General features: G+C 33.3%; 30 protein-coding genes and 3 pseudogenes. 14 read left to right on the top strand and 19 right to left on the bottom strand.

Going from position 1 to position 23,967, the window contains the following annotated elements; genetic code table 11:
* Nucleotides 1–70 precede the first annotated feature (70 nt).
* Complete coding sequence (locus MHH59_RS05265) at nt 71–256, top strand: YhzD family protein (protein ID WP_000539551.1); 186 nt, start codon at nt 71–73, stop codon at nt 254–256.
* Nucleotides 257–283: 27 nt separating this feature from the next.
* Here the strand turns inward: MHH59_RS05265 and MHH59_RS05260 are convergent, their stop codons facing one another.
* The gene (locus tag MHH59_RS05260; RefSeq protein ID WP_002064091.1) at nt 284–646 is read right to left on the bottom strand and encodes a hypothetical protein; all 363 of its coding nucleotides are present in this window, start codon (nt 644–646) and stop codon (nt 284–286) included.
* 152 nt (nt 647–798) lie between these two features.
* Here MHH59_RS05260 and MHH59_RS05255 point away from each other — a divergent pair, with 152 nt between their 5' ends.
* Nucleotides 799–939 (top strand): YflJ family protein, encoded by a 141-nt coding sequence (locus MHH59_RS05255; RefSeq protein WP_000273535.1) that lies wholly within the window; start codon nt 799–801, stop codon nt 937–939.
* Between the two features lie 40 nt (nt 940–979).
* Here MHH59_RS05255 and MHH59_RS05250 read toward each other — a convergent pair whose 3' ends face one another.
* The 4 genes from MHH59_RS05250 to MHH59_RS05235 form a co-directional block, all read right to left on the bottom strand.
* Nucleotides 980–1,396, bottom strand: coding sequence for a hypothetical protein (locus tag MHH59_RS05250; RefSeq protein ID WP_002168977.1), 417 nt, complete (start codon nt 1,394–1,396; stop codon nt 980–982).
* A 122-nt stretch (nt 1,397–1,518) separates the two neighbouring features.
* Nucleotides 1,519–1,953, bottom strand: coding sequence for a hypothetical protein (locus MHH59_RS05245; protein WP_002186507.1), 435 nt, complete (start codon nt 1,951–1,953; stop codon nt 1,519–1,521).
* A 163-nt stretch (nt 1,954–2,116) separates the two neighbouring features.
* Nucleotides 2,117–2,761: a response regulator gene (locus MHH59_RS05240; RefSeq protein ID WP_002087211.1), complete on the bottom strand. Its 645-nt coding sequence runs from the start codon at nt 2,759–2,761 to the stop codon at nt 2,117–2,119.
* Nucleotides 2,751–3,968: a sensor histidine kinase gene (locus tag MHH59_RS05235; protein WP_002168979.1), complete on the bottom strand. Its 1,218-nt coding sequence runs from the start codon at nt 3,966–3,968 to the stop codon at nt 2,751–2,753. The genes MHH59_RS05240 and MHH59_RS05235 overlap by 11 nt, the downstream gene beginning before the upstream one ends.
* Nucleotides 3,969–4,104: 136 nt before the next feature.
* Here MHH59_RS05235 and MHH59_RS05230 point away from each other — a divergent pair.
* From MHH59_RS05230 to MHH59_RS05215, 4 genes and pseudogenes are all read left to right on the top strand, one after another.
* Nucleotides 4,105–4,286 (top strand): annotated as a pseudogene (locus MHH59_RS05230) (hypothetical protein).
* A gap of 342 nt (nt 4,287–4,628) precedes the next feature.
* Entirely contained in the window at nt 4,629–5,309 is a 681-nt protein-coding gene (locus MHH59_RS05225) for a FadR/GntR family transcriptional regulator (RefSeq protein ID WP_340850914.1), read from the top strand.
* A gap of 70 nt (nt 5,310–5,379) precedes the next feature.
* A complete protein-coding gene (locus MHH59_RS05220; RefSeq protein WP_340850912.1) occupies nt 5,380–6,570 on the top strand; it encodes an MFS transporter in 1,191 nt (396 codons plus the stop codon).
* A 55-nt stretch (nt 6,571–6,625) separates the two neighbouring features.
* Nucleotides 6,626–6,931 (top strand): hypothetical protein, encoded by a 306-nt coding sequence (locus MHH59_RS05215; protein ID WP_078202932.1) that lies wholly within the window; start codon nt 6,626–6,628, stop codon nt 6,929–6,931.
* A gap of 643 nt (nt 6,932–7,574) precedes the next feature.
* Here MHH59_RS05215 and MHH59_RS05210 read toward each other — a convergent pair.
* Entirely contained in the window at nt 7,575–7,886 is a 312-nt protein-coding gene (locus tag MHH59_RS05210; protein ID WP_000637510.1) for a YbjQ family protein, read from the bottom strand.
* A gap of 223 nt (nt 7,887–8,109) precedes the next feature.
* On the opposite strand from MHH59_RS05210, the pseudogene tnpA reads away from it, so the two are divergent.
* Both tnpA and MHH59_RS05200 read left to right on the top strand, forming a co-directional pair.
* A pseudogene (tnpA, locus tag MHH59_RS05205) lies at nt 8,110–8,484 on the top strand (IS200/IS605 family transposase); the annotation flags it as partial.
* Between the two features lie 3 nt (nt 8,485–8,487).
* A pseudogene (locus tag MHH59_RS05200) lies at nt 8,488–8,727 on the top strand (helix-turn-helix domain-containing protein); the annotation flags it as partial.
* A gap of 26 nt (nt 8,728–8,753) precedes the next feature.
* Here the strand turns inward: MHH59_RS05200 and MHH59_RS05195 are convergent.
* The 3 genes from MHH59_RS05195 to MHH59_RS05185 form a co-directional block, all read right to left on the bottom strand.
* Entirely contained in the window at nt 8,754–8,954 is a 201-nt protein-coding gene (locus MHH59_RS05195; protein ID WP_002186515.1) for a DUF4028 family protein, read from the bottom strand.
* Nucleotides 8,955–9,089: 135 nt separating this feature from the next.
* Nucleotides 9,090–9,620 carry a general stress protein gene (locus MHH59_RS05190; protein WP_340850911.1) on the bottom strand — a complete coding sequence of 177 codons (531 nt, stop codon included), beginning with the start codon at nt 9,618–9,620 and terminating at the stop codon, nt 9,090–9,092.
* 36 nt (nt 9,621–9,656) lie between these two features.
* Nucleotides 9,657–9,797 (bottom strand): hypothetical protein, encoded by a 141-nt coding sequence (locus MHH59_RS05185; protein WP_002011076.1) that lies wholly within the window; start codon nt 9,795–9,797, stop codon nt 9,657–9,659.
* A 222-nt stretch (nt 9,798–10,019) separates the two neighbouring features.
* Here MHH59_RS05185 and MHH59_RS05180 point away from each other — a divergent pair, with 222 nt between their 5' ends.
* From MHH59_RS05180 to MHH59_RS05170, 3 genes are all read left to right on the top strand, one after another.
* Complete coding sequence (locus MHH59_RS05180) at nt 10,020–10,271, top strand: hypothetical protein (protein WP_000991707.1); 252 nt, start codon at nt 10,020–10,022, stop codon at nt 10,269–10,271.
* 206 nt (nt 10,272–10,477) lie between these two features.
* Entirely contained in the window at nt 10,478–13,168 is a 2,691-nt protein-coding gene (locus MHH59_RS05175) for a response regulator (RefSeq protein WP_144512627.1), read from the top strand.
* A gap of 16 nt (nt 13,169–13,184) precedes the next feature.
* Complete coding sequence (locus tag MHH59_RS05170) at nt 13,185–14,042, top strand: CheR family methyltransferase (RefSeq protein WP_340850909.1); 858 nt, start codon at nt 13,185–13,187, stop codon at nt 14,040–14,042.
* 39 nt (nt 14,043–14,081) lie between these two features.
* Here MHH59_RS05170 and MHH59_RS05165 read toward each other — a convergent pair whose 3' ends face one another.
* From MHH59_RS05165 to rsbV, 5 genes are all read right to left on the bottom strand, one after another.
* Complete coding sequence (locus tag MHH59_RS05165) at nt 14,082–15,224, bottom strand: fused response regulator/phosphatase (protein ID WP_002186520.1); 1,143 nt, start codon at nt 15,222–15,224, stop codon at nt 14,082–14,084.
* Nucleotides 15,225–15,397: 173 nt separating this feature from the next.
* Nucleotides 15,398–15,838, bottom strand: coding sequence for a ferritin-like domain-containing protein (locus MHH59_RS05160; RefSeq protein WP_002186521.1), 441 nt, complete (start codon nt 15,836–15,838; stop codon nt 15,398–15,400).
* Between the two features lie 69 nt (nt 15,839–15,907).
* The gene (sigB, locus tag MHH59_RS05155; protein WP_002188580.1) at nt 15,908–16,684 is read right to left on the bottom strand and encodes an RNA polymerase sigma factor SigB; all 777 of its coding nucleotides are present in this window, start codon (nt 16,682–16,684) and stop codon (nt 15,908–15,910) included.
* The gene (gene rsbW / locus MHH59_RS05150) at nt 16,647–17,129 is read right to left on the bottom strand and encodes an anti-sigma B factor RsbW (protein ID WP_340850908.1); all 483 of its coding nucleotides are present in this window, start codon (nt 17,127–17,129) and stop codon (nt 16,647–16,649) included. Before rsbW ends, sigB begins: the two co-directional genes overlap by 38 nt.
* Before the next feature lie 6 nt (nt 17,130–17,135).
* The gene (rsbV, locus tag MHH59_RS05145) at nt 17,136–17,474 is read right to left on the bottom strand and encodes an anti sigma b factor antagonist RsbV (RefSeq protein ID WP_002011067.1); all 339 of its coding nucleotides are present in this window, start codon (nt 17,472–17,474) and stop codon (nt 17,136–17,138) included.
* Between the two features lie 197 nt (nt 17,475–17,671).
* On the opposite strand from rsbV, the gene MHH59_RS05140 reads away from it, so the two are divergent.
* Nucleotides 17,672–17,872: a methyltransferase gene (locus tag MHH59_RS05140; RefSeq protein ID WP_002140674.1), complete on the top strand. Its 201-nt coding sequence runs from the start codon at nt 17,672–17,674 to the stop codon at nt 17,870–17,872.
* Between the two features lie 163 nt (nt 17,873–18,035).
* Here MHH59_RS05140 and MHH59_RS05135 read toward each other — a convergent pair whose 3' ends face one another.
* The 3 genes from MHH59_RS05135 to MHH59_RS05125 all read right to left on the bottom strand — a co-directional run bounded on the left by MHH59_RS05135 (nt 18,036) and on the right by MHH59_RS05125 (nt 19,003).
* Nucleotides 18,036–18,287, bottom strand: coding sequence for a GlsB/YeaQ/YmgE family stress response membrane protein (locus MHH59_RS05135; RefSeq protein ID WP_000522906.1), 252 nt, complete (start codon nt 18,285–18,287; stop codon nt 18,036–18,038).
* 75 nt (nt 18,288–18,362) lie between these two features.
* Complete coding sequence (locus tag MHH59_RS05130; RefSeq protein WP_000004264.1) at nt 18,363–18,563, bottom strand: CsbD family protein; 201 nt, start codon at nt 18,561–18,563, stop codon at nt 18,363–18,365.
* A 50-nt stretch (nt 18,564–18,613) separates the two neighbouring features.
* The gene (locus MHH59_RS05125) at nt 18,614–19,003 is read right to left on the bottom strand and encodes a general stress protein (protein WP_000448809.1); all 390 of its coding nucleotides are present in this window, start codon (nt 19,001–19,003) and stop codon (nt 18,614–18,616) included.
* 273 nt (nt 19,004–19,276) lie between these two features.
* Here MHH59_RS05125 and MHH59_RS05120 point away from each other — a divergent pair, with 273 nt between their 5' ends.
* Nucleotides 19,277–19,747, top strand: coding sequence for a hypothetical protein (locus tag MHH59_RS05120; protein WP_144512629.1), 471 nt, complete (start codon nt 19,277–19,279; stop codon nt 19,745–19,747).
* 265 nt (nt 19,748–20,012) lie between these two features.
* Nucleotides 20,013–20,120, top strand: a complete 108-nt coding sequence (locus MHH59_RS05115; protein ID WP_078178455.1) for a YjcZ family sporulation protein — start codon at nt 20,013–20,015, stop codon at nt 20,118–20,120.
* 130 nt (nt 20,121–20,250) lie between these two features.
* Here MHH59_RS05115 and MHH59_RS05110 read toward each other — a convergent pair whose 3' ends face one another.
* Together MHH59_RS05110 and MHH59_RS05105 are read right to left on the bottom strand one after the other, a co-directional pair.
* Nucleotides 20,251–21,102, bottom strand: a complete 852-nt coding sequence (locus MHH59_RS05110; protein ID WP_003193607.1) for a hypothetical protein — start codon at nt 21,100–21,102, stop codon at nt 20,251–20,253.
* A 527-nt stretch (nt 21,103–21,629) separates the two neighbouring features.
* The gene (locus MHH59_RS05105) at nt 21,630–23,840 is read right to left on the bottom strand and encodes an MMPL family transporter (RefSeq protein WP_340850907.1); all 2,211 of its coding nucleotides are present in this window, start codon (nt 23,838–23,840) and stop codon (nt 21,630–21,632) included.
* Nucleotides 23,841–23,967: the final 127 nt, after the last annotated feature.

The following is a 23,967-nucleotide window of genomic DNA, read 5'->3' as shown; positions in this document are numbered from 1 at the left end:
TTTGCATATTCTAGTGATTTATGCCAAAATAGTTATAAGATTCTGATTTTTATTATTGGAGGGAATTTTCATGGGAGTATACGTTCTAACAGTCTTTGAAAAAGATGGTTCAAAAGCATTAGACGAATCATTCGAGGCAGCAACTGAAAAAGAAGCGAAAGCAAAAGGTGAATCTATTTTACAAGAAAAAGGATTGTATGAAAAAACACATCGCTGCACATCTTCTGCAGGTAAGCTCGTTTTATTCCAGCGCTAAAAAAAAGAAGCGTCATCCGCTTCTTTTTCACTCTACTATATCTTCGTCACACCACGTAAACACCACATCTAGAATGCGATTACCGATACGTACGCGTTTATTCCATTTACCTGTTTGGATCTGATGTTGCAATTCCGCTTTCATCTTTTCCGTCCAGTCGTGAATCGTGTCACTACGGTCGTACGGATATACGCCCGGAAACTCTTCCTGCAGAAGATGCAAGCTCTCTGCATCAAAATGAAAATGGAAGAAGTAGTTTGCTGTAAGCGATGGTTCTTGCAATCGTAAAAAATGATCATCAACTTGCTTTCTATTTCTATAGAAAGTAAAGATATTCACTTTACCGCTCGTAATTTGGTCAATTTGAATTTCGTGCTTCTCTATAATCACGTCTTGCCCACCTCGTTATATACTACCCTTAGTATATATGTCTTTTGCAACAAAGTTAACCATTTTCGCGCGAAATTCATTTCCTTCATTATATTACCCGTACCTCCAAGTACAATCAGGACAAATAAACAAAGTTGAAGGGGAGCGATCACATGTATTTCGGAAGCAAAGGTTGGTATGTAAAAGAACTTAAAAAATTAGGGATTCGTACTTACGAAGGTAAAAAACTAGAATCTTATCGTACACATATTTTATCTAGTTTACTTGAGAGAATGAAGAAAGCTTCGGCTTAATAGATGTAGGAAGCGACTACGGTTGCTTCCTTTTTATTTACTAAATAAAAAGGAAATCATCATCCCTTAACTTTACCGTTATACTTCCTTGATAGAAACCGCCCATTATCAACTGAATTTCTAGTACCAAATACTCTTCCAGATAATCATTTGTATATATTTTAAATTCTCCATACTTATTAACTCGTCCGCTTCCAACATACATATCACTACTTGTTATGACAATTGTTGAATGGGGTTCTGCACGGCCCAATATACGATTATTACTATAGTCCAAAGCATCCACATTTATTTTTTGATGAATATTATTAACTGAATCTCTACATTTATTTTCACACAAATTAACATTGCTTTCTTCAGCCCTCGATAGCGCTCGATTCCTACTAGTCTTTTCTGAAGAGAAAGCAACATTCCCCAGCCAACTAAACCTATCAAATGTAGTAATAGGTAGAAACATCTACGTTAACTCCCCCATTCTTCCAATACTTCCATCTCATTTTTTATCAACTACGGTCTTTTAATGAACTTACAGCAATACGTTTTATGTTGGGGTAAAAGAAAATAGCTTTGGTTTTCCATTCAATTTCGCACTGTTAATTTGTACAGAACACATAGAATACTGTTTTTCACCCCAGATGTAATGACAACACCACACAAAAGAAACCACGATCCATTAAATGTAAATCCACCTTCAAATATATTAATAATAATTATGTTGCCAATTATTAAGAGAATCCATGAAATGGAATACTGTTTTCCATTTGTAATATATAAAATTTCATCCTCATAACAGACTGTAATTCCCCCACCTTGCCAAACACCAATAGCGAAAGAAATAAGCGTAACTGCCAGTAACTCTGCTTGTAAATCCCTAGTCATTTGTTGCGGCGCCGTATAAGTAATAATCCCTATCATCATGAGAAAAGTTATAATATCTATCCAGTTTAATTTTCTTTGTTTGCTTTGCAGCCAAATAAAGAAAATTAATACAGGAATTAAAAGCAAAGTTTCCATTTAATTATTCTTCTTCCTTTCCTACATTAGAAACGTCTATAATTGTAATGCAATTAGATTGTTCTTAAATCTCTCATACTTTCTGAAGCATAACATGAGAAAGAAATAAAAAAATCGTACAAAAGGGCAAGCCTATAATGTACGATTGGGCATATATAATGTTTTAAAAATGAATTAACTTCCTTTCAATAGATACAGCTACTGCTTCTGACCGTGAATTAACACCTAATTTATTGTATATATTTGTTAAATATGCTTTTACCGTTCGCTCAGCTATTCCCATATCAAATGCAATTTCTTTATTCTTATATCCGCGCGCAATAGCTTTCAGCACAAACAATTCTTTAACCGTTAAGTTATTTTCTGCAACCTTATCAGCATGTACTTCTTTCCTTTTATACTTCACTATCTTTTCCATAATATTTGGTTGTAGTAAAATCTCACCTCGAATAGCCGCTTCCAATGTTCGAAACAAATTCTCTCGATCCGTATCTTTTAGCAAATATCCTTTTGCCCCTAACTCAATTCCCTTTAACATTAATTCATCTTCGTTATAAGTAGTTAATATAATAATCGGCGTATGGTTTTGTTTTTCATTCAAAGCCTCAATTGTTTCTAAACCACTCATTTTAGGCATATTCAAATCCATTAAAATGACATCAGGTTTCTTCTTTTCTATGAAAGAAAGGGCTTCTTCTCCGTTTGCAGCCTCACCTATAATTTGAAATGAATCACTCGTTTCTATTATTAATTTCAGACCTTCTCTTACAACGAAATGATCATCTACAATTAATACGTTATGTTTCATGGCTATCTCCTTCTTTATTTATAGGCACTTGAATATACACTTTCGTACCTTTCATCTTTTCACTCAATATATGTATTTCTCCCTTAATCAATCGAACACGCTCATTTAGACCAATTAAACCATAATGTCCAGGATTCTTACCGATATATCTAGTGTCAAAACCAATTCCATTATCTTCAACTTCAATAGTAAGTTTTTCAAGATCATCGATATATTCAACATTTAAATTTACATCTGCTGCCTGTGAATGTTTTGCGATATTCGTTAAACATTCACTAATTACATATAAGCAGTGCTCTTTTACTACGCTTGAAATATACGGTGGACTTTGGATAGTAAATCTCACATGTATAGACGTAGCTTCAGAAAAACGTTGAATCTCTTCTTTTACTGCTCCATTAAATGAATTAGTAGTATGACGCAAATCATCAATAACCAACCTTGCATCATGTAAAGTTTGTCTCGCTCTTATCATAGTTTGTTTCATAATCTCTTGAGATCGTCCTGTATTCCCTTTTTGCATATGGGCATCTATCGCTTCCAATTGCATAATTAAGCTTGCTAAACCTTGCGCTAACGTATCATGTAAATCTCTTGCCATACGCTGCCTTTCATTAGCTAATGTCAATTCTTCCACTCTCATATATGCAGACTCTAACTCTTGAATATAGCTCTGTATACGATTACGTGCATCAAATTGCTGCTTATTAATATAAGAAAAAGGAATAATAATTGCTAACACTAAAAGAAACATAGAGATAAGAATAGCTAATTTATTCACACCATAATTGATACTAATTGCAGCACAAAATATTGCATACATAAGAGTAAAAACTGCCATTACTTTAAATATATTGTTATAAACATATAAACTTTGGGCGATTAAAATAGGAGTTAATCCAACAAAAATCGCTATCGAAGCATTTGTTGCAATAAACGCAGCCAAAAACACAATGAAAAGTTGTACAAAAAAGAAGTACAACAATTGCCTATTTTTTAATGAACTCGCATACCAATGAAAAATAGTATGAATAACAATGACTATTGTAAAGAAAAAACTATCCATAGAGAAAATATTATTACGAAACTCTAAAAGTACTGAAGCTATATATACGAGTGTAATCCATAAAACAATAAACCTTCTTGGAATAAATACCGCTTCCAATACATTTTTATCCAAATCTATATTTGAATTTATTTTTTTCATATTCGACCTCCACCATTATATTATACAAGATACAGCTTACATTTTGATAAAGTGAAGGCTTTTACATACAGCCCGACTCCCACAAATAGCGGGATAAGTCACTTATTCCTCTTCATCCTCATTACCAAATACAAATATGAATTATTGCATATCGAAATGCATTGATGTTTTTGTAAGCGCTTACTATAATGAATTTATAAAGATTTATTACATCTTACTACTAAAGGAGGCAATCATATGGAAATCGCAATGGCAGTTTTAAACTTTGTAGGTGGAGTAATTCCATTAGTTCAAGAGCTTTTAAAAGCATTCATGTAAGGTTATCATTCAGCAATTATTTATAAGAATTATCATACAAATGATCTGTATATCAAAAACACATTGATACACAGATCATTTGTGTGAGAAAACTTTATACGAGAACTATGTCACCTAGCAGAACAATAATGATACATCTATCTCAAGTTGGAAAAAGACGCTCACAAGGGCGTCTTTTTCTTATATTACTATGTATTCAGGAGAAATCGATTTTTTCAAAATAGATTTTTTATGTCTTATAAACCCTATTGTAGTATCCCAGCTTCAACTACCTAAAAAATAACATTGTCAACCGAACTTAAATTGGTTATTATAAAAGCGAATATAACAGGAGATGAGCAGATGAATATGAACGAAAGGAAATCTTTTTCAAAAGTTTCTCGGCGGAAATTAGTCGATGAAGTGCTAGAACGTCTACAAGAAAAAATCTTTTCTGGCGAGTATGAAGTTGGTGATCGCCTCCCTACAGAGCCGCAATTAATGGAAGAGTTAGGAGTAGGACGTTCAACATTGCGAGAAAGCATAAAGATATTAGTACATGCTGGCATATTAGAAGTTCGACAAGGACAAGGTACTCGTATTGTCTCACTCAATACAACGCAAGATTCATTTGAAAAACGATTGCAAGCAGCTAATATAAATCATGTGTATGAAGCACGAAATATGCTAGATAAAGAAGTAGCGATGTTAGCGGCACAGCGCCGAAGCGACGAGGATCTTTTATACTTAAAAGGACATTTGAATAAAAGAAAACATGCCCTTCAAGAAGGTAATTATGTAGCATACATAGATGCAGACATTCAGTTTCATTTAGCAATTGCAAAGGCGAGCAAAAACGAAGTTCTACTCGATTTGTATCAATCTTTCGTACCTGCCCTTCGCCACATTTTAAGCCAATTCATATTAAATACAGTGGACTATGAAGATAACTCTGACATTCATGAAAAGTTATTCCAAGCTATTTTTAAACAAAATACCGAAGAGGCACGAACATACGCCGTTCAAAATTTGGAGCTGAAATAAGCTCCTTATCTATTACACACAAACATCAGATGATATACTGAATAACATCTGATGTTTAAGAGAGGAGAAAATGAAATTGAAACATCAAGAACGAACTTATTTGTATATACTAGCACTATTTTTTGTTTCTATTAATTTACGTATCGGAATTACATCTGTTTCACCTGTATTAGAAACAATCCGACAAGACTTAAATATAAGCAATTTTTCCGTTAGCTTTTTAACAGCTATTCCTGTTTTTTGTATGGGGACATTCGCCTTACTGACTGGGAAGGTAATTAGGAAATACGGGGTAGAAAAATCAATTATGGCTTGTCTAATTTTAATCGGCTTTGCAACATGTATGAGAGCTTTTACCTTTTCCATTTCCACATTATTCGCGAGCTCTTTATTTATCGGTATTGGAATTGCACTTGCAGGTCCGTTACTATCAGGTTTTATTAAAGAAAAATCCCCTACGAAAATCGGCTTAATGATTGGCATATATTCAGTAGGTATGGGAACTGGTGCTTCTTTAAGTGCAGGATTAACGATTCCTTTACAACATGTATTAAAAGACGATTGGAATATGGCACTCGCTTTTTGGGGTGTGCTTACTATTATCGCTATTATATTTTGGTATCCCGTTATGAAACGAAAAAAGAATACGAGTACACAAAATAAAAAGAATAATAGCTTGCCTTTAAGAAATAAAAAAGCATGGTTGTTTACAATCTTTTTCGGACTACAATCAGGAATATTTTACTCTATTACAACTTGGCTTGCGCCGGCAAATCAAAGTATGGGTGTGAGTAGCGAACAAGCGGGGACTCTTATAACTGTTTTTACAGTGATTCAAATGATATGCAGTTTTTTAATTCCAACATTAGCGGATATTTATAAAAACAGAGCACTTTGGTTATTAGGAAGTATATGCTTTGTACTCGTAGGTTTATCGCTTATGATTTACCCATTAACCACACCATGGGTCCCTTCTATTTTACTAGGTATCGGGCTCGGCGGCATATTTCCACTCGCTCTCATGCTACCGCTATATGAAACAAAAACTTCAGAAGATGCGAGTGCATGGACTGCTATGATGCAGTCAGGAGGATATATTATGGGCGGATTCATTCCTGTCCTAGCAGGAATCGCTCGTGATTATTTTAATAGTTATACGCAAGTTTTTATTATAATGGCACTTTTAAGCTTCCTTTTATTCCTATTAACTTTAGTCATGAATAAAAGGAAAAGAAATGCAGAAGATCTTGTCTCCGCTTAAATTTAAAATGTTAATATATGGTATGATTTAATTAAAAACGAAGGGAGCTTCTAACATGTGGTTCATTTCGGCAATCGCGCCTGTTGTAATAGTTGGTGGAATTGTATTATATGTAATTAAAAGAATGGAACATAAATATAAAGAAGGAACATTAGGTAAGAAAAAATCAAAAGAAGCTCAAAATTTATTAGATAGTTTAATACCTATGGGAATGTTTGTTGGTTGTATGATCGGTTTGATTTTCGGCATGTTTTTCCCGGATTTCTCCCTGCTTTCAGTTAGTTTAGGAGCTGGAATAGGCTATTTATTTGGATTTTTCGCCTATGAATTTTATAGCAAGACAGGAAACAACTTTTCATAATCCAAAAAGAATCATCGGGACAGTACATAGTAGTCATATACAATATGTACTGTCCTTTATTTTTGCATCAACACTATCACCTTACCTTTCACATCCTATACACCTTTTTTATTGATTTTCCTCTCCTCCCTCTTTTGTATATCCGCTTTTTTGTTTTCATTGTAAATTCCTCTTAACCACCTTTAAAGTTATCCATATCACTCATTCTCTCCTTACCCCAAATAACAATTTTATTATTTATCATAAAGTTAACACTCTCGTTAAACATATATAAAGATTGTTGTATTTCTTACTTTTCTCCTTGAAAACAATATATACTACATTTGAAATAAGTGGGTACGTCTGCTTATTATCTAAATTCCCGTGCAATATCCCCTCACGAAATGCTAGGAGCAATCCTAGCATTTTTTACAATAACGTTTGACGAAAAAATTTTGGCCACTTTAAACATATGTAAATTATAGTTTCTTTTCAACTTTATCACTTAAACGGTTATATCATTTGAGTAAGCTAGTACATTCGCCCTCATCTTATTTTTTCCACTATAAAAATCCATCCTCTCTTCTTCATTTTAACTTTAATCATGAAACAAAAAAATCCCCTCAAAGCATCAACTTCAAGGGGGAGCCTGTTTTTCATTTACTTATATACGTACAGCTGTACCACTGACAGCAACCATTAACATTCCATCACGAACAACCTCGTAATCTACGTCAATACCAACGATAGCGTTCGCACCTTTTTGTTTTGCAAGTTCTTTCATTTCATCCATTGCGATATCACGAGCTTCTTTTAGCTTGCTTTCGTAAGAACCAGCACGACCACCGACAACATCACGAACGGAAGCGAATAAGTCGCGGACAATATTTGCACCCATAATAGCTTCACCATTTACAATATCAATATACTCAATAATTTCTTTACCTTGAATTCCAGACGTTGTTGTTACAATCATGACTGACACTCTCCTATAACTTATAATTTTTGATTAGCTTTCTTATGTCTTTATTATGACATGGAACAAGCAACTAATCTATTGAATTACCTTACAGGAGTGTGACAATTTTGTAATAATAAAGCGCCTATTCTATTTAACGAATTCTCCTTCCTCAAGTGTGTGAAGGGCGTAGCCCAACGATAGGTGGGAGATGAATTTCGGTTTGGCGTAGCCAAAAGGCTTTGCCTTTTATTGTCACCTTGTATTGGTCGTGAAATACAGAAGAAATGTATTTGATGATGATATGTCGGACTATGCAAAAGACATTTTTGTCCGACTATCTGAAAACTATAACATCACATTAGTTGAATGGAATCATGATGTAGACCATGTACATATCTTATTCAAGGCACATCCGAATACAGAAATGACAAAGTTCATTAATGCTTATAAAAGTGCAAGTTCTCGACTAATCAAGAGAGACTTTCCACATGTGAGAAAGAAACTTTGGAAAGAAATGTTTTGGTCAAAAAGCTTTTGCTTGATTACTACGGGTGGTTCACCGATAGATGTAGTAAAGAAATATATTGAAAATCAAGGAAAAAGTGAGGAGTAGGAAATGTTAAAATCATACAAATATCGTATCTATCCAAATAAAGAACAACAAATGTTTTTCTCAAAAACATTTGGATGTGTTCGATTTGTATACAACAAGATGCTTGCAGATAGAATCAAATCTTATCAAGAATCACAGGATAAACTTGATAAATCTGTTAAATATCCTACGCCTGCACAATATAAGGCTGAATTTCCATTCCTAAAGGAAGTCGATAGTCTTGCGTTGGCGAATGCTCAAATGAAGGACGTTAAGTTGTGAGTAGTTCACTAAAGCGCTTTAACATTAGGATACATAAATGATTCTCTATTTTCTTTCCAATCCTTTTCTACTTCTTTAAAAGTTGGTCGCCCTAACTCTTCCTTGTTTTTCTGTTTATGAAACCATTTCTTTACATACTTCTCCCCATTTTGATTTTGAACTGTACAAAGGAAACTATTACTACTATCCTTTAATATTTTTACAATCACGAAAAGACACCTCTTCCCTTTTTAATATCATAATAGAACTTGATCTTTTACTATAAGCCCTTCCTCTCTTATATTCATACGACTCCTCGGCCGCGCCAAAGTTGTAAGATCAAAAAATGATATATGAAGTACATACTATTTAAAGTAATCAGAGTTATAAGCATTATGTTTATCAAATATTTTATAGATTTCTAACTTATCATCTAATTTTGCATCTACTAAAATTAATATATTTCCATCGTAAATGTATTCTTCATATTTCTTAGCATGTTCTTCGGGAATTCCTAATCCGATAAATGCTCCTATTAAACTTCCAGCTCCTCCGCCAATACCGGCTCCTCCAATAGCTGCTGCGATAGGTCCCGCTGCTACGATTGGACCCATTCCAGAAACAGCAAGTATACCAAGACCTGTTAATAAACCACCGAGTCCGCCTGCTACTCCTCCTGCCACAAGCCCTGTCGCTGAAAAGATATCCGCTTTATGTGCCGTTTCACTATTCACTTTTTCACCCGATTTTTCTTCCAGATGTTCAATTTCCTTTTGATCCTTCGCAATAGCTGAAATGTTACCCGCCGAGTATCCTTTATCTTTTAATTCATTAATAACGAATGCCGCATCATCAATTGTTCTAAAAATACCTACTATTTTTCTATCTACATCCATAACTATTAACCTCCTAAAGTTTTATATAATGTATCTTTATCTTTCTTCATTTCTGTATACACTAACCTTCTTATTAACATAACCATTTACGAAAAAAGCGAATAGTAAAAGCATTACAAGCGAACTACTTAACAAGTAAATTAAATCAAATGTAATATCAATCATCATTTCATTCATGTATACCAGACTCCTTTTTATTTAAAGTAAAAGTATATTTTTATAGACTAGAAATCTTACAATTCATCTTCAGTCAATCTCTTTGTAGTATATGTATACCCTTCGTAACCCTTTCTAAACGTAAAAAACTATAATTATATTTTTTCTTATTTATATGTTTAACATTTTTTAAAACGGGTATGTTTATATTGTTATGCTTACTATACAGAAAGGAATATTTCGATGAATGCAATCCAATCTACTACTATTCTTTATAATGAAACACCTACAATAACGCAGATTCATCATTTTTATGCTTTAATGACAACATTTCAAACTAATCTATTTATAAGTAAACACGGAACACTTACTTCTATTAAAAGCTTAAGCACATTAATATCCTTTTTCCTTACTGTAAAAAAGAGAGAGCTTGTATTATTTATCTTTGAAGGAATAGATGCAAAAAAAGCTTTAAGAACACTCTTTCCTTCTTAAAAGTTTTATTATCCCCCGATTCCCTCGATTGTTACTTTTCATATATGTTTTTATATTTCAAAATGATTTCCTCTATTCAAAACGGGACCCCCTAATACAATAGGGGGATTTCTAGTTTGGCCTTATGAAAACTGATATAATATATATTACGTTTTTCATCCTTTACAATAGAAAACTTTGAATAACCTTGAAGGTAGGAATTTTTAATGAAATCGAAAGCAAAATTTAGTATTCGCTACAAAATTATGGCTGGTTATTTAGTTATGATTTTGTTCTTACTTATTTCTTTCATTATGTTAAACAATGAGATTTCCAATTTACAAAAATCTCGTAATTTTATTATTGATCACGATTTTAAAGTTCTTAATTTAACGAATCAAGTGGAGAAAGAATTGCTAACAATTGAAAATAAAGCGAAAGGATTTATTACTTCTAATGATGCAAATTACGTGCAATCCCTTAACACTGCGGAAAAGGATTACGAAAAACATTATCAAGATCTTTTGGCTCTATTAGAGGATAACCCCTCTCAGCAAGAAAAATTAAAACAGATTAACGAAAATATTAATAGTTGGATTAATAAAGAGATTCATCCATTAATTACAAATCATAATAGTAATAACATACAAGCAATCGACACGACTCAAATTCAGTCATTACAATCGCAGCTAACTAACTTCCGTGGTGTAGAGGAGCAACTAACGAAAAAAAGAGCTGCACAATTAGATACTGAAAATAATAAATTAGAGATTTGGTTATACAGTTTATTGTTCTTACTTTCTTGTATTTCTATTATCATTTCACTCTATATTTCGAATTCCATTACAAAAACGATTAAAAACGTAATTCAAGCTATTAAATCCATTTCTTCTAAAGAAAAAATTACTGAAAGAATTCATGTAAACACGCGGGATGAAATAAAAGAGCTTGCTCATACAACGAACCACCTACTAGACGAAATATCTAAAAGAGAGTGGTTACAAACCGAGCTTGCAGAATTAATTTTAATGTATCAAGGTGTACCTTCTATTGAGATGTTAGGTAAAAAAATTCTTAGTGGAATTATACAAAAAACGCAAACCTCTTGCGGTGCATTCTATGTACGTGAAGAAGTTGAAGAAACTGTCTACTATGTGAAGAAAGCTTCTTTCGCCGATCAAGGTTCTGATATTGGAAAACAATCCATTAAAATGGGTGAAGGTTTAATTGGGCAATGTGCTTTAGAAAAACAAAGCTTTATTCTTCGAGAAATACCAGAAGAATTTCGTTATGTCACTAGCGGTTTATTAGAAATACGCCCTCAAAACCTACTAGTCATCCCTATCTTATTTGAAGATGAAGTGATCGCAGTAATGGAGTTAGTAAGTGTAACTGAGATTTCAGACTTACATCAAGATTTAATTCAACAAACCGTTGATAACCTAGGTCTAACAATCCATAGTATTATGGGACGTATGCGAATTCAAACGCTTTTACATGAATCACAAGCAATGACGGAGGAGTTACAAGTTCAATCAGAAGAATTGCAAACGCAAGCTGAAGAACTACAAATGCAAGCCGAAGAATTACGAACAACGAATGAACAACTAGAGTCTAGAACTGAAGAGGCTGAACAAAAGACAACTGATTTAGAAATTACTAAATCAGAATTAGAAGAAAAAGCAAGCGAAATATTACGTAGTTCAAAATACAAATCAGAATTCCTAGCAAATATGTCCCATGAATTACGAACACCGTTAAATAGTATTTTACTATTATCTGAAATGTTAAGAGAAAATCATGATAACCATTTATCCGATGATGAAATTGAATTAGCAACCGTCATTCATTCATCAGGAAAAGATTTACTTACTCTAATTAATGACATACTAGATTTATCTAAAGTAGAAGCCGGAAAACTAGACGTCATTTTTGAAGCAACGAACATAAGTGACATGGCAGCAAATATGCAGCAAAACTTTTTACATATTGCTGCACAAAAAAATGTCGAACTTACTATTGCAGACAGTGATATTATTCCTGATTTATTTTATACAGATGCAAAACGGATTGAACAAATTATTAAAAACTTATTATCCAATGCATTTAAATTCACGGAAAAAGGATCCGTCTCTTTACATTTCGATTCGATAGAAACAACCAATTTGAGTCATGATATGCAGTCTATAAGTAAAGATTGGATGACAATTTCAGTAAAAGATACTGGTATTGGTATCGCTACAGAACAGCATCAACTCATTTTCGAAGCCTTTCAACAGGCAGATGGCGCAACGATTCGGAAATATGGTGGTACAGGCTTAGGATTATCTATCTGTAAAGAGTTTGCTAGATTATTAGGCGGTTGGATTACGTTAGAGAGTAATTTAGGAGAAGGCAGTACTTTCACAGTATATATTCCTAACCTTCCAAATGGGTTAAATGATATACAGTTATCCAATTTAGAAGTCGCAGCAACGATAGAAGATGTTATTCCTGCTGAAGTTATTGAGGAAACTATAGTTACTCCAGAAACAAATAACGTCTTCCAAGAGAAAACTATTTTAATTGTCGATGATGATCATCGAAATATATTTGCATTACAAAATGCATTAGAAAAACAACATGCCAACATTATTACTGCACAAAACGGCATAGAGTGTTTAGAAATACTAAAAAGCAATACAAATATTGACCTTATCTTAATGGATATTATGATGCCAAATATGGACGGTTATGAAACGATGGAACATATCCGAATGAATTTAGGGTTACATGAAATACCTATTATCGCATTAACTGCTAAAGCAATGCCAAATGATAAAGAAAAATGTTTATCTGCTGGCGCTTCAGATTATATAAGTAAACCATTAAATTTACATCAACTCTATTCGGTAATGAGTGTATGGTTAATAAAATAAGTGAGGTTTAGTTTAAGTGGAAAATAAGTATTATAATTTTGATCCATCCGTAGATATGGATAAGCGTACGAACTTAGAAATTGAATTACTATTGGAAGCGGTATTTAAACTGTCAGGATTTGATTTTCGCCAATATGCTCGCACATCTATTTATAGAAGAATTTGTAATAGAATGCAGCTCTCTAATATCCCTACCATTTCAAAATTAATTGAAAAAGTAATTCATGAGGAAGGGTTTTTAGAACAGTTATTAAATGATTTCTCCATTAATGTAACTGAAATGTTCCGTAACCCTACTTTTTTTAAAGCGTTAAGAGAGCATGTTATTCCTGAATTAAAAAAGTATCCTGAAATTAGAATTTGGCATGCTGGATGCGCAACTGGTGAAGAAGTGTTATCAATGTCCATCTTACTTCACGAAGAAGGATTAAGTGAAAAAGCTGTTATTTACGCAACAGATATGAATACAAATGTGTTAGAAAAAGCAAAACAAGGCATCCTTCCGTTAAATAAAATGCAAACTTATACGAAAAACTATTTACAAGCTGGCGGTACACAAGCATTTTCTAACTATTATTCAACAGATAATCGTTTTGCTTATTTTAATCCATCCCTTTTACAAAACATTATTTTTGCACAGCATAATTTAGTAACCGATCAATCTTTTAACGAATTTCATATTATACTTTGCCGTAACGTTTTAATTTACTTTACGAGTAAACTTCAAAACCAAGTACAGCAACTATTTTATGAAAGTTTAGGCCACAATGGATTCCTATGTTTAGGAAATAAAGAAACTCTTCATTTTTCAGATATAATGCCGCATTATATCCAATTTAATCCTAACGAACAAATCTATCAAAAAATACAATAAAAAGCGTATGAAATCCTATGTTTGGATTTCATACGCTTTTTATTTCGCATTCGTTTGTATCATAATTAGACACATATCATCTGATTGTGTTTTCTTCTGTTCTTCCTTATAAAATCCTTCTATCTCTTCTTCTAAATCTCCCCATTTTCTTTCTGTAAAAGTACGCAACTTCTCTTCAGACTCAAATTCATCATTTGCAATTGATTCAAGAACACCATCTGTAAACAATAATATTTGAGCGTTTTTCTCAAAAGGTATGACTGTCTTCTCGACTTTTATTTCATCAAAAAATCCTACCGCACAACTCCCACGATCTAGTTCAATTATATTCTCTTCATCAACTAAAACGTATCCCGAAGGATGTCCTGCATTTACATATTCAATTGTTCTATTTTCTGTATTAACTACTAAGTATATTGCTGTAAAATAATATGGAATATTGTCATTCTCATTATGTAAAAGAGTCATATATTTATTTAAGTCTTTAATGACGAGTTCTGGATCGATTAAACATTTAATCGTTTCACGTAATACAGACGAAATAAACATACAAACTAATGAAGCAGATACACCATGTCCCATCACATCTAATAATATAATACCGTAGCGGTTTTCATCGATTTTATACCAATAATACATATCTCCAGCTAGTTTGAATGAAGGTAAGTAACTTGCTTCAATTTTTATATGATCTTCTCTTAATGGGCTACTTAATAAGTTTCTTTGTACTTGTGTAGCTAAATCTAATTCATTACGAAGATTTTCTTCTTGTTCTTTATGCCAATTTAATTCCGATTTCAAGCGTAATGCCACACGCATACGGGCTAACAATTCAACTTTATTTATAGGTTTCGTAATATAATCCATTGCACCTATATCAAGCGCTTCAGCTAATTTATTCGCATCTTCTAAAGCTGTTACAAAAATAATAGGAATATCTTTAAACTTCTCCTCGTTTTGTAATCGCCTACAAACTTCAAGTCCATCAATCTCAGGCATCATGATATCTAATAGTATTAAATCAATTTCATTATGCCTGGAAGAATCTTTTCCAAAATGGATGTATTCGAAAAGCTCTTGTGCAGAATTAAGCGATACAAGATCCTGATATCCGGCTTGTTTTAAAATTTTTTCAATTACAAAGATGTTAACCGGATTATCATCGACAATTAAAATGGACACAAGTTATTTCCCCTTTTCTTATTTAAAATGTAAATCTATTATCATTTTCTATTTTTCTAGTATTACATACTCAGTTATAAAATAAAAATTTCCTACTCATACGTATCTATACAGCAAAAGAACAAACCCCCTAGAAATGAGAGTTTGTTCTTTCACTCTATAAATTTCCACTATTAATTTAACACCATCGCTTTGTCATTTAAAAGACGATCTAATTCTTCCATATGATTTGTTTCATCTGCAATCATATCTTCTAACTTTACAACTAACTCTGTCATATTTAATTTCGCTGCCTGTTCTTTTCTCGTTTCATAACGCTTAATTGTTTCATATTCTGATTGTCTAGCGTATTCTAACATTTCTCTAACATCTTTTACTTGTTTCACTGGTAAAGGGATCGTAGTAGGTGTACCACCTAGCGTCTTAATTTTCTCCGCTAAATATAGGGCATGTCCTTGTTCATCACTAATTTCAGATTCAAAGAAAGGTTTTAACACTTGTCTATATATACCAGAAACTGTAGCTGCATTATGGTTGTACATAATAATTGCCGAGTATTCTCCTGCTAAATCTTCATTCAATCCTTCGATTAGTTCTTTCACATCGTGTGACATTTTTATATCTCCTCCTATACTTAATAACTACCCCTTTTCTCATGTTTTAAACATAATTATTTAAAATTTTTATGTATCTAAAAACGCTGCTTGCTTCAATTTACTTATCGCTTGTCTTTTAATACGAGAAACGTGCATTTGTGAAATACCTAACCGCTCTCCTGTATCCTTTTGATTTAAATTTTCTCCAAATATATAATGAATAACACTCTTTTCCGTATCATTTAATACGTTAAAAATATCATCTAAAACGAGACGTCTTTCTGTCTGTTCATATCCTTGCTCTACTTCACCTACAGATTCAATTCTCGCTACCGAACTTCCATCAGATGAATTTTCAACTACATCATCTAAGGAAGATACTTGATAATTATTTTTAGCATCCATAATTTCTAGAACTTCCTCTTCGGATAGTCCTAAATGATTCGCAATCTCTATAATCTTCGGTGAACGTTGTAGGTGATCTGTTAGCTCCTCTATCGCAAGTTTAATTTTCCCGCCTAAATCTTTAATTCGCCTTGGAACATGAACGCCCCAAGTTTTATCACGTAAATACTTCTTTATTTCCCCTACTATCGTAGGTATTGCAAACGGTTCAAAAGCATTCCCTATCGAATAATCATACCTTCTTATTGCGCCTAAGAGCCCTAACATCCCTACTTGTATAATATCCTCATGCATTGGCCCACCTTTTGAATAGCGATATGCAATGGAATATACGAGATTTTTATAGTGATTAACCAACCTTTCCTGCGCTTCATCACATTGGTTTTGTTGGAATTCTGCAATTAGTTTAATAACGTCTTCTTTAGTAAGATTTGTAGGTTGAGATTGGATTTCCATCATTCTCCACCTGCTCTCTTTGTATATATTTTGTCATTAAAACTGTCATGCCCTCATCATGCATAATTTGTATATCATCCATTAACGTATTTATTAAATATAAACCTAAACCATTTTCCGGCAAATGTTCTACTGGTTTATTAATATCATACGGACCAACTTTACTTTTCAAGGTGCTAAAATCAAAGCTAACCCCATTATCCGCAACCATAATTTCTAATCGATTTTCATATAGACCAAAGACAATTATAATTTCTCCAACGTCTTCTTTATATGCATGTTGTACAATATTTGTACATGCTTCACTAATAGCAATTTTCATATCTTCTATATCGTCATAAGCAAAGCCCATTCGATTCGCAACACCAGCCATTGTTAAACGAATAATAGCCACATATTCTGCCTTTGCAGGAATTTTCATTTCTATCTTTTCAAATTTCTCCATCATCCCTAGTCACCTTCTTTCTACTTTTTCAAAATCTGAATTCAAATTTAATATTTCTGTTAGTCCTGTAATATCGAATAATCTTTTTAACCTTTTAGATACACCAATAAACTCTAGTTTTCCATCATTTTTCTTAATTGCTTTTAATAGCGCTATAAAAACGCCTAAACCTGTACTATCCATATAATCTACCTTATTAAAATCTACTACTATATAAACCTCTTTCTCACTTGCAATAGGCATTACCTTATTTTTTAAATCTGATGCCGTATACGCATCAATCTCACCATTAAGTTGTACTGTATAACCTAAATCATTTTGCAAAATATTTATTGCCAAATTCATCATTTCCGCCCCCTTATCTCAAACTACTACTATTTAATTACCCATAAAAATTAGTTTTAAACATATTTTTTCATTTTAATTATAAATAAATTTTCTACACCTTTCTCAGCTTAACACTAAAAAAAATACTACCAAATGTTTAAACCTTATAAATTTGTGTATGTATAATGTATAAACATTATTTTTAGGGGGATCTATCTATGGAAGAGCACAGCTTTAAAAAGGGAGATTTTGTTCAATTTTCTTATCGACACGATCATGCTACAAAATTAATTGGTTCCATTATTAACATACTAACGAATACAATTGTAGTTGATATAGGTAATAGCGAGGACTTATCTCATATAGAACCGAGGCAGGTCGTAAGAATAAATAATTGTAAAAAAGTAACGATAGCTTAATATGTAATCTCAATCAGTGGGGACATCCTCACTGATTCCTATGTAAAATACATTAAAAAAGCATCCAAATTATTTTAATTGGATGCTTTTTTATGTATATTTATTAGTTTATTAACTTTATAGCTACATATAATAAACTTAAGATTACTATTCATTATCATACTTACGCTTTCCGTAGCATTCTAGAAAAGAATGTAACGATTAAAATAAAGACGATTGCACCTAATAAAGCTGGAAGAATAAAGATGCCTCCCCATTCAGGACCCCAATGACCAAATAACGCACTACCTACCCAAGATCCGATTAATCCCGCAATAACATTACCAACTATACCTAAAGGAAAGTCTTTTCCTGTAATCATTCCAGCTAACATACCAATAAGTCCACCTACAATACACGTAATAATAAGTCCCACAATTAGACCTCCTATATTATTTTTATAATGGATTTATCAAGCTTTGGCGTTTAACCAAAGCTTGATAAACATGTATTATTCTTTGTTATCCAATCCATCACTTATCTTTTGTTTCACTTTTCCGACTTTTTCTTTTACAGTTCCCTTCGTCTTCTCCCACTTCCCTTCATTTTTCAACTCTCTATCTTCTGTAACTTCACCAATTCCTTCTTTTACTTGTCCCTTTTTCTTTTCAACTTTACCAGTAATTTGTTCTTTTAGCCCGCTCTCACTCATATTTCCAATCTCCTTTTCGTAATAGATTTGTAGATTTAAAGAGTATGAATTTAAATAGAATACGTGCATCTTCTTTCTTGTAACCATTCTCCGACTCTTTCTAAATCCTTAACGAATAATAAGATTTTCCCTTCATCCAGTTTTTCTTCATAAAAGTTAGCTTCTTCCTCATTAAGTCCTAACTCTTGCATCTTATTTCTTAACTGATCTCCCGTTTTTTGAAAGACATTAATAATACTTGTCCCAAGTCCCTCTTCTTTTATTCCAATTGTATTCACGTCTGCATTGTCTGCGATTCTATCTGTCCTTTCTTTCTCATGTGTTAATACGTAAATATCTTTTTGGTCGATTCCTTTCTTCACTAGATCATTCGCCGCATTCATGACCTCTTTCTCCGTAATAAATTCATATACAAAAGGTTTACTATACTTCGTTTCCATCTTTAACTTCCTCCTCTAAAATGAATTATTTGTTATATTATATGTAATACACCCATTTTCGAAATGTTAAACATAAAATATGAAAAAAATTATGTGAATTTTGATTTTGATAGAGAATGAACCGCATATTTTTCATATATACGCTTCATATTATTCATACGAACATCATTAAAACTAGTAAACATGTCTCCCTATGATTTACAAAATTATCTCCTTACAATAACTACCTAAAATAACAGAAAATTGTTATAATTAAGCGTAAGGAGGGATACTATGAAAAAAATCATATCTATATGCGCTCTAACCGCTCTATCTTTCACTTTAATAGGTTGTACAAGCACTTCTACTACAAATAATACTCCAACAACTAAGCAAGAAAATACGAAAAATACCATTCAATTAAACTCTGCAGACATTACCAACATTGAGATGCTTAGAACAACAAGTAATACTAGTTCCAAATCTCAAACAGATAACGAGGAAATGATAAAATCTATCGTTTCGGCAGTTCAAAGCGGAACTCCTAAAGCAATCACATTAGATCAAAAAAAGAGAGAAGCTGCACATTCTACTATTACCGTTACATATAAAGATGACGCAAAAGAAGAGTTTCTTGTATGGGTTGATAATAAGGAGAAAATTACGATTGCTAAAGATGAGAAGAAAGATAAAGTAGAAGCTGTGACAGTGAATATTAAAGGCGCTAAGATAATGAAGGATTTTTTTAAAAATGATAAAACGTAAAAGGATCCCCATCAACTTAAGAATTCAAAATTAGCACAAAATTTTGTTCAGAAACACTATAAAATTCCAGCCTAATAGGTCAGTGGCGAGACCGTATATTATTAAACTTAAAATGTTTCAAATCGAAGGAAGACACCTTATAAGGTGTCTTTTCTTTATTTTCAAAAGGACCTGCTCCATTCATAAATGCATAAAGTAAATTGAATCCGTTAAAACACATGAGTGAACCTTTGTCTTCCCCCTCCTATCTAAAGGAGGAACTGTTATGGGCTTTGGTGGTAGTTGTGGCGGCTGTCGCTTCGCTGGAGGATTTGCTTTATTAGTTGTATTGTTTATTTTATTAATCATCGTTGGAGCTGCTTGCTTCTGCTAAAAAACTATCGGAAAAGATCCCCGTGCTAAACAAAAAATAAAATAAGCTGCCCATATGGACAGCTTATTTACATAATTATCGAAAGCGGAAGTTAAAAGCTTTTAGTTTCTTGCTCAATTAAAGCACTACATTAATCTAGAAATTCAAGTAATTTAAATTTTTCAATTATCATTGACTTATATTTGATAGCTTCATACTGTGAATTATCAATTTTTGTCTTTTTTATATTTAACATATCAAATATTTCTCTTTCAATATCTCTTCTTGCTTCTAAAACTTTAATTGTTCCGTCTAAACCGTGATAGCCTTTCATTTTCGCATACCCTTGATTTGTATAATATTCAATAAATCCAGCAGACCATTCTTTTGCTCTTTCATTAAATACCTTTCTGAATGAGAATTCCAAATCATCTTGTTCTATATAAAACAATACTGGATTTAATTTCTCTATGATTTTCGCTAATGCATTAATATAACTTATAACTTTCTCTTTTTTTTCACCATATTTAACCATTCCGATTGTTAATGGATTTTGTATGAAGCAACATTCAAAAATATAAGTTTTATTTTCGTTGTTGGCTATTTCAACAAAATCCCTCCATTTTTCAGTTATTAATTCAATATTCCTCTCTAGCGGTAATTCATATATATCATTTTTGAAAATGGTATTTAATAAACTTTCAGGAAAATTAGAGCCGTATTCATTTTTAATTTTTTTATATGGCAATAAATAATTGTTTCCTCGCTTCGTGACTCTATCACTAATTACTTCCCTAAAATTACCACTATTCACTAACAAACTTTCGAATTCACTTTTATCAAAACAAGATACCCCATCATAATCAGCAGGGTGGTCTGGATTCCCTTCAAGAAATAACTCAACGTCAATATTTTTTTCAATTAGAATATCGTAAAGCAAGTTTGCAGTGGTGGATTTCCCAAAGCCAGGAAGCCCTTCTACTATGATTAATTTTGTATTCAAAAAAATCCACACCTTTCTAAGACAAAATAAAAAGTTTTAAATTAAAAATAAATTGTCCACTGAACTCACCCCTAATATCCAATATTAGAGTAATTCCACTATTTTCATAATTTCCCTTCTATCACTAAACTGCCCTTTCGTTGAACAAGGAACAATGTATAAAATATACATTGCTAATTACATAATTATTTATTATCAGTAGCAAGAAAAAAGCGAATCCCTACTCTCAAAAGAAATCCACTTTTTCTTTGGCTAGGTGCTCTAAAACATGAGGAGACATATGTCGTTGTAATTCTTCAGCGATCGGTTGAAGTTTGTCAAGAATCGAAAGATTCATAAAGAAACGCCATCCTTTCCTATAATTATACAGAAAGGATAACGTCTTTTTTGCTTTATGGATAGTGCAAAAACTTAGTTCCTTATATATATTTACATAATTAGCGAAGGAGGATCTATACTTTCTCTAAAAAACCGCTTCTATTTTATAGAGAGGCGGTTTTTTAAATGAATACAACTATGAATTAACTTTAACTGTTCTGTTTATATATTTTTTCACTTTTGTTTTCTACGCGATGTATAATGCTTTCTCCTTCAACATCAATGTTAGGCAAAATTTTATCCAGCCATTTTGGCAAGTACCAGGCTGACTTACCCATGAGAATCATGACTGCAGGTACGATTGTCATTCTCACGATGAATGCGTCAAAGAAAACACCGAATGTAAGAGCCATACCTATGGATTTAATGATGGTATCAGGTGCCAGCATGAATCCAATAAATACAGACATCATAATTAATCCCGCTGCGACTACGACTCTCCCGCTCTCCCGCATTCCTTCTAGAATAGCTCTCTTTGGATCACCTGTATGCGTATATACTTCCCGCATCTTGCTCACTAGGAACACCTCATAGTCCATGGCGAGTCCGAACAAGATGCCAATCAGAATGACAGGCAAGAAGGCTAAGATCGGACCGGCAGCCGGGAACCCAAATATATTTTGGAAATGTCCATCCTGCACGAAAAATACCACGGCTCCCAACGTAGCGCCAAGAGAAAGTAGAAACCCTAATACTGCTTTTAATGGAATGAGCAGAGATCTAAACACTAGAACTAAGAGTACATACGCAAGTCCCACAATAAGGGCAGCAAAAACTGGCAAGGCATCACTCAGCTTTTGCACGATATCAATATTCATCGCTGCTGTGCCCGTTACCATTAGTTCAATTTCATTTTTTTTCTCGGTTTGGTTCGATTTGTCCCTGATTGCTTTTACCAAATCCTTTGTCTTTGTATCGTCAGGTCCAGTTTTTGGTGTAATAGAAATCATATAAATCTTTCCAGAAGGCCCAGGGATAGCTGGTGTCACACTTTTCACGTCAGGTAGGTTACCCAATTCTTTTGCGATGGTGTTCATAGCATTTTGCGTTTCAGCTGTTGCTTCTTCTGATTTTGCTACTACCATTAAAGAAGCATGAAATCCTTCCCCATACGCTTCCGTCAATAAATCATATGCTCTTCTTTCTGTCGTTTCTGTGGACTTTGTTGTTCCATCAGAAGGCAGACCAAGGTTCATATGGAAAAACGGAATTGAAATCACTGCAAGTAGTCCGATTGCGAAAATCGTAACAATCAGAGGACGTCTTATGACAAATTCTCCCCATTTATTTGAACCAGCATGTTTCTTACCTGCCCCAGTCATCTTTTGCAAGAATCGATTTTGTTTAGATGGGGCAATCTTATGGCCGACAAGTCCCAAAATGGCTGGTAATATGATGACGGAAACCAACACAGCTGCAATCACAGTAAAGGCAGCGGATACGCCCATCGCTGTCAGGAATGGAATCTTTGTAACAGACAATCCCAAAAGACCTATAATAACAGTTAATCCTGCGAAGATTACGGCACTTCCCGCTGTTCCCGTTGCGATGGCAACAGATTCTGGAACAGAATCTCCTTGTGCAAGCTGCTGTCTAAAACGATTGATAATGAAGAGTGCATAGTCTATGCCTACTGCGAGTCCCAGCATGGCAGCTAATGATAAGGAAACTGATTGGATTTCCACATAATTGGTTCCAATCATGATTCCTAGCATTCCAATTGCTAATCCGATTATCGCAGTGAGAATCGGCAGTCCAGCTACTAGAAAAGACACAAAGGTAAATGCCAGGACTACGAAGGCAACAAGAACTCCGACAATTTCAGTCATACCTGAAGTCTCTGAGTCAGAAAACGTAACATCGCCTCCTGATAACTCCGTTTGAATGCCGGCATCCCTTGTTGTTTCAATACTATCTAAAAGCTTATCTTTAGAAGCTTCTGTAACCTTTTCTGCTTTTACTTTGTACGTAACAACTGCATATCCAATTGTCTTATCTTCACTGAGGTTCTGCAGTTGCATCGGTGCTGCCACAGAATCAACAGCTGAGTCTTTTTTTATCTCTTCAAGAACTCCTGCAATTTTCTGTTGTACTTCCGCTGACTCCAAGGTTTCGTTTTTTGGTGCTTTAAATGCCACTTTTACTTGGGCACCTGCTGGTTGCATCGCTTTAAACTCTTTTTCAATTATTTTTCCTGCTTTATCTGCTGGTGTATTCGGAATACTCAGCTCGTCCTTGAAAGAGGAACCCATGTTGACTGCAAAAAGCACTAATGCAATAAGAATTGCGAGTGCGCTGAATACAACCTTCTTCCTATGATTTACTGCCCAATATCCTAACTTATACAGATGTTTTGCCAATTAAATCTCACCCTATTCTTGTCAAAAATTATTCTTCTTACGTTGTAATCTAGAAACGTACAAATGCCTAAATTACATATTATTCATATAATAAGATTTTAAAATAATTATTATAGATTGTATCTGA

The organism is Bacillus sp. FSL E2-0195 (assembly GCF_038003645.1).
Taxonomy (GTDB): domain Bacteria; phylum Bacillota; class Bacilli; order Bacillales; family Bacillaceae_G; genus Bacillus_A; species Bacillus_A mycoides.
The sequence above is the reverse complement of the archived record's forward strand: the minus strand, read 5'-3'. Positions and strand labels throughout refer to the sequence as shown.